The organism is Comamonas halotolerans, assembly GCF_030162935.1.
Classification (GTDB): Bacteria; Pseudomonadota; Gammaproteobacteria; order Burkholderiales; family Burkholderiaceae_C; genus Comamonas; species Comamonas halotolerans.
This window is the reverse complement of the sequence record NZ_JASAUZ010000025.1, coordinates 1-5,446: the sequence shown is the minus strand read 5'-3', so window position 1 is coordinate 5,446 and position 5,446 is coordinate 1. Positions and strand designations below refer to the sequence as shown.

Below are 5,446 nucleotides of genomic sequence, written 5' to 3'. Positions count from 1 at the left end.
ACAGGAAGTTGATTTCTGGAGCATCTTTAACAAGATACAGCCGATAAGCGTGGGCGTTTGAAGGCGAATTGCCAAGTTCTTTGGAACTAAAAATCAAACGCTCATGGAAACAAGAAGTGAAGTTCACTTCAATTCCGTTTTTATGAGTGAGTCGCAAGACTTTAAATTCAAGATCGAACTGTAGAGTTTGATCCTGGCTCAGATTGAACGCTGGCGGCATGCCTTACACATGCAAGTCGAACGGCAGCACGGACTTCGGTCTGGTGGCGAGTGGCGAACGGGTGAGTAATACATCGGAACGTGCCTAGTAGTGGGGGATAACTACTCGAAAGAGTGGCTAATACCGCATGAGATCTACGGATGAAAGCAGGGGATCGCAAGACCTTGTGCTACTAGAGCGGCCGATGGCAGATTAGGTAGTTGGTGGGATAAAAGCTTACCAAGCCGACGATCTGTAGCTGGTCTGAGAGGACGATCAGCCACACTGGGACTGAGACACGGCCCAGACTCCTACGGGAGGCAGCAGTGGGGAATTTTGGACAATGGGCGCAAGCCTGATCCAGCAATGCCGCGTGCAGGATGAAGGCCTTCGGGTTGTAAACTGCTTTTGTACGGAACGAAAAGCTTCGGGTTAATACCCTGGAGTCATGACGGTACCGTAAGAATAAGCACCGGCTAACTACGTGCCAGCAGCCGCGGTAATACGTAGGGTGCAAGCGTTAATCGGAATTACTGGGCGTAAAGCGTGCGCAGGCGGTTTTGTAAGACAGTGGTGAAATCCCCGGGCTCAACCTGGGAACTGCCATTGTGACTGCAAGGCTAGAGTACGGCAGAGGGGGATGGAATTCCGCGTGTAGCAGTGAAATGCGTAGATATGCGGAGGAACACCGATGGCGAAGGCAATCCCCTGGGCCTGTACTGACGCTCATGCACGAAAGCGTGGGGAGCAAACAGGATTAGATACCCTGGTAGTCCACGCCCTAAACGATGTCAACTGGTTGTTGGGTCTTAACTGACTCAGTAACGAAGCTAACGCGTGAAGTTGACCGCCTGGGGAGTACGGCCGCAAGGTTGAAACTCAAAGGAATTGACGGGGACCCGCACAAGCGGTGGATGATGTGGTTTAATTCGATGCAACGCGAAAAACCTTACCCACCTTTGACATGTACGGAACTTGCCAGAGATGGCTTGGTGCTCGAAAGAGAGCCGTAACACAGGTGCTGCATGGCTGTCGTCAGCTCGTGTCGTGAGATGTTGGGTTAAGTCCCGCAACGAGCGCAACCCTTGCCATTAGTTGCTACATTTAGTTGAGCACTCTAATGGGACTGCCGGTGACAAACCGGAGGAAGGTGGGGATGACGTCAAGTCCTCATGGCCCTTATAGGTGGGGCTACACACGTCATACAATGGCTGGTACAAAGGGTTGCCAACCCGCGAGGGGGAGCTAATCCCATAAAGCCAGTCGTAGTCCGGATCGCAGTCTGCAACTCGACTGCGTGAAGTCGGAATCGCTAGTAATCGTGGATCAGAATGTCACGGTGAATACGTTCCCGGGTCTTGTACACACCGCCCGTCACACCATGGGAGCGGGTCTCGCCAGAAGTAGGTAGCCTAACCGCAAGGAGGGCGCTTACCACGGCGGGGTTCGTGACTGGGGTGAAGTCGTAACAAGGTAGCCGTATCGGAAGGTGCGGCTGGATCACCTCCTTTCTGGAAAATGAAGCAGTTCAAGTTTGAACGCCCACACTTATCGGTTGTTGGATGGCAACTGTTGGAGCCGCTAAGGTTTCGATGGATTGGGTCTGTAGCTCAGCTGGTTAGAGCACTGTGTTGATAACGCAGGGGTCGTTGGTTCGAGCCCAACTAGACCCACCAAACTTCCAATGCGACAAACCCGAGATGGGGGATTAGCTCAGCTGGGAGAGCACCTGCTTTGCAAGCAGGGGGTCGTCGGTTCGATCCCGTCATCCTCCACCAAGAATTCGAGTGGTTCAAAATTTATAGCGCTGCAGGGTGCTATAATCGTTGGCTCGCTGCAATACAAAAGCACTCTGGCTCAGAGTGCTTTTGTATTGAGAAGATTCTCAATAGGCTGTTCTTTAAAAATTCATAGAGTCGAAATCAGTATTGCTGATGGAAAGCACAAACCAAGGTTTAGTGCACCGTGCCATCAGCAATTATTTGATTGCGTCAACACGAATTCAACTTTTTGAATTCATGTAATGACGAATATTCTCTAAGCTGCATCGAAAGATGCGGCCGCAAGATATTCACATTACGGCATAACGCGTAAGGTGAGAGACCTTACAAGTCTTTGAACACCGAGATGGCGATTTCTGGCAACAGAAGTCAAAGTTATAGGGTCAAGTGACTAAGAGCATATGGTGGATGCCTTGGCGATTACAGGCGAAGAAAGACGTGATAGCCTGCGATAAGCTTCGGGGAGCTGGCAAATAAGCTTTGATCCGGAGATTTCTGAATGGGGAAACCCACCCGCAAGGGTATCAATATCTGAATACATAGGGTATTGAGGCGAACCTGGAGAACTGAAACATCTAAGTACCCAGAGGAAAAGACATCAACCGAGATTCCGATAGTAGTGGCGAGCGAATTCGGAAGAGCCTTGCAGTGATAGTCGATGAGTTAACAAAACGGTCTGGAAAGGCCGACCATAGTGGGTGATAGTCCCGTATGTGAAAGCTCATCGGTGGTACTAGGCTGCAGACAAGTAGGGCGGGACACGAGAAATCCTGTCTGAATATGGGGGGACCATCCTCCAAGGCTAAATACTCGTAATCGACCGATAGTGAACCAGTACCGTGAGGGAAAGGCGAAAAGAACCCCGGGAGGGGAGTGAAATAGATCCTGAAACCGTATGCTTACAAAAAGTAGGAGCCTCGCAAGGGGTGACTGCGTACCTTTTGTATAATGGGTCAGCGACTTACATTCAGTGGCAAGCTTAACCGAGTAGGGAAGGCGTAGAGAAATCGAGTCCGAATAGGGCGTTCAGTCGCTGGGTGTAGACCCGAAACCAAGTGATCTAACCATGGCCAGGATGAAGGTGCCGTAACAGGTACTGGAGGTCCGAACCGACTGATGTTGCAAAATCAGCGGATGAGCTGTGGTTAGGGGTGAAAGGCTAAACAAACTTGGAAATAGCTGGTTCTCTCCGAAAACTATTTAGGTAGTGCCTCAAGTATTACCTGCGGGGGTAGAGCACTGTTTTGGCTAGGGGGTCATGGCGACTTACCAAACCAAGGCAAACTCCGAATACCGCAGAGTACAGCTTGGGAGACAGAGCACCGGGTGCTAACGTCCGGACTCAAGAGGGAAACAACCCAGACCGCCAGCTAAGGTCCCTAAAATTGGCTAAGTGGGAAACGAAGTGGGAAGGCTAAAACAGTCAGGATGTTGGCTTAGAAGCAGCCATCATTTAAAGAAAGCGTAATAGCTCACTGATCGAGTCGTCCTGCGCGGAAGATGTAACGGGGCTAAGCCAGTTACCGAAGCTGCGGATGTGCACTTTTAGTGCACGTGGTAGGAGAGCGTTCTGTAAGCCTGAGAAGGTGTCTGGTAACGGATGCTGGAGGTATCAGAAGTGCGAATGCTGACATGAGTAGCGTTAAAGCGGGTGAAAAGCCCGCTCGCCGTAAGCGCAAGGTTTCCTACGCAACGTTCATCGGCGTAGGGTGAGTCGGCCCCTAAGGCGAGGCAGAGATGCGTAGCTGATGGGAAACAGGTCAATATTCCTGTACCGATCAATAGTGCGATGTGGGGACGGAGAAGGTTAGCTCAGCCAACTGTTGGAATAGTTGGTTCAAGCCTGTAGTCGTGCCTGGTAGGCAAATCCGCCGGGCTGAGATGAGGGGTGATAACGAGGCTGCTTGCAGCCGAAGTGAGTGATACCCTGCTTCCAGGAAAAGCCACTAAGCTTCAGCTATTGATTGACCGTACCGCAAACCGACACTGGTGCGCGAGATGAGTATTCTAAGGCGCTTGAGAGAACTCTGGAGAAGGAACTCGGCAAATTGATACCGTAACTTCGGGAGAAGGTATGCCCCAAGTAGGTGAAGCTGAACAAGCGGAGCCCAAAGGGGTTGCAAAAAATCGGTGGCTGCAACTGTTTAATAAAAACACAGCACTCTGCAAACACGAAAGTGGACGTATAGGGTGTGACGCCTGCCCGGTGCTGGAAGATTAAATGATGGGGTGCAAGCTCTTGATTGAAGTCCCAGTAAACGGCGGCCGTAACTATAACGGTCCTAAGGTAGCGAAATTCCTTGTCGGGTAAGTTCCGACCTGCACGAATGGCGTAATGATGGCCACACTGTCTCCTCCAGAGACTCAGCGAAGTTGAAATGTTTGTGATGATGCAATCTCCCCGCGGAAAGACGGAAAGACCCCATGAACCTTTACTGTAGCTTTGTATTGGACTTTGAACGGATCTGTGTAGGATAGGTGGGAGGCTTTGAAGTGTGGTCGCTAGATCACATGGAGCCGACGTTGAAATACCACCCTGGTGCGTTTGAGGTTCTAACCTAGGTCCCTAATCGGGATCGGGGACAGTGCATGGTAGGCAGTTTGACTGGGGCGGTCTCCTCCCAAAGCGTAACGGAGGAGTTCGAAGGTACGCTAGGTACGGTCGGACATCGTGCTAATAGTGCAATGGCATAAGCGTGCTTAACTGCGAGACTGACAAGTCGAGCAGATGCGAAAGCAGGACATAGTGATCCGGTGGTTCTGTATGGAAGGGCCATCGCTCAACGGATAAAAGGTACTCTGGGGATAACAGGCTGATACCGCCCAAGAGTTCATATCGACGGCGGTGTTTGGCACCTCGATGTCGGCTCATCTCATCCTGGGGCTGTAGTCGGTCCCAAGGGTATGGCTGTTCGCCATTTAAAGAGGTACGTGAGCTGGGTTTAAAACGTCGTGAGACAGTTTTGTCCCTATCTTCCGTGGGCGCTGCAGATTTGAGGAAGCCTGCTCCTAGTACGAGAGGACCGGAGTGGACACACCTCTGGTGTACCTGTTGTCACGCCAGTGGCATCGCAGGGTAGCTACGTGTGGAAGAGATAACCGCTGAAAGCATCTAAGCGGGAAACTCGTTTCAAGATTAGATCTGCCGGGGCCTTGAGCCCCCTGAAGGGTCGTTGTAGACCACGACGTTGATAGGCTGGGTGTGGAAGCGCAGTAATGCGTTAAGCTAACCAGTACTAATTGCCCGTGCGGCTTGACCCTATAACTTTGATACTGCCAAGTTGGTGGTTCAGACTAGTTATGCCCGTTGTGCGCAATCGAATAAATCTGATTTTGATTCTATGAATTTGATGTGAAGCGAGTGCTTCACATCCACAGTTTATGCCTAGTGACCATAGCAAGTTGGTCCCACTCCTTCCCATCCCGAACAGGACAGTGAAACGACTTTGCGCCGATGATAGTGCGG

Annotated in this window: 2 tRNA genes and 3 rRNA genes; all 5 read left to right on the top strand. The window is 51.1% G+C overall.

Features of this window, described 5'->3' with window-relative positions:
- Positions 1–175 precede the first annotated feature (175 nt).
- Positions 176–1,710 (top strand): 16S ribosomal RNA (locus tag QEP11_RS12845).
- Positions 1,711–1,798: 88 nt separating this feature from the next.
- Positions 1,799–1,875 (top strand) — tRNA-Ile (locus QEP11_RS12840).
- A 26-nt stretch (positions 1,876–1,901) separates the two neighbouring features.
- Positions 1,902–1,977, top strand: a tRNA-Ala gene (locus tag QEP11_RS12835).
- 384 nt (positions 1,978–2,361) lie between these two features.
- Positions 2,362–5,241 (top strand): 23S ribosomal RNA (locus tag QEP11_RS12830).
- A gap of 123 nt (positions 5,242–5,364) precedes the next feature.
- Positions 5,365–5,446 (top strand): 5S ribosomal RNA (gene rrf / locus QEP11_RS12825); the annotation flags it as partial.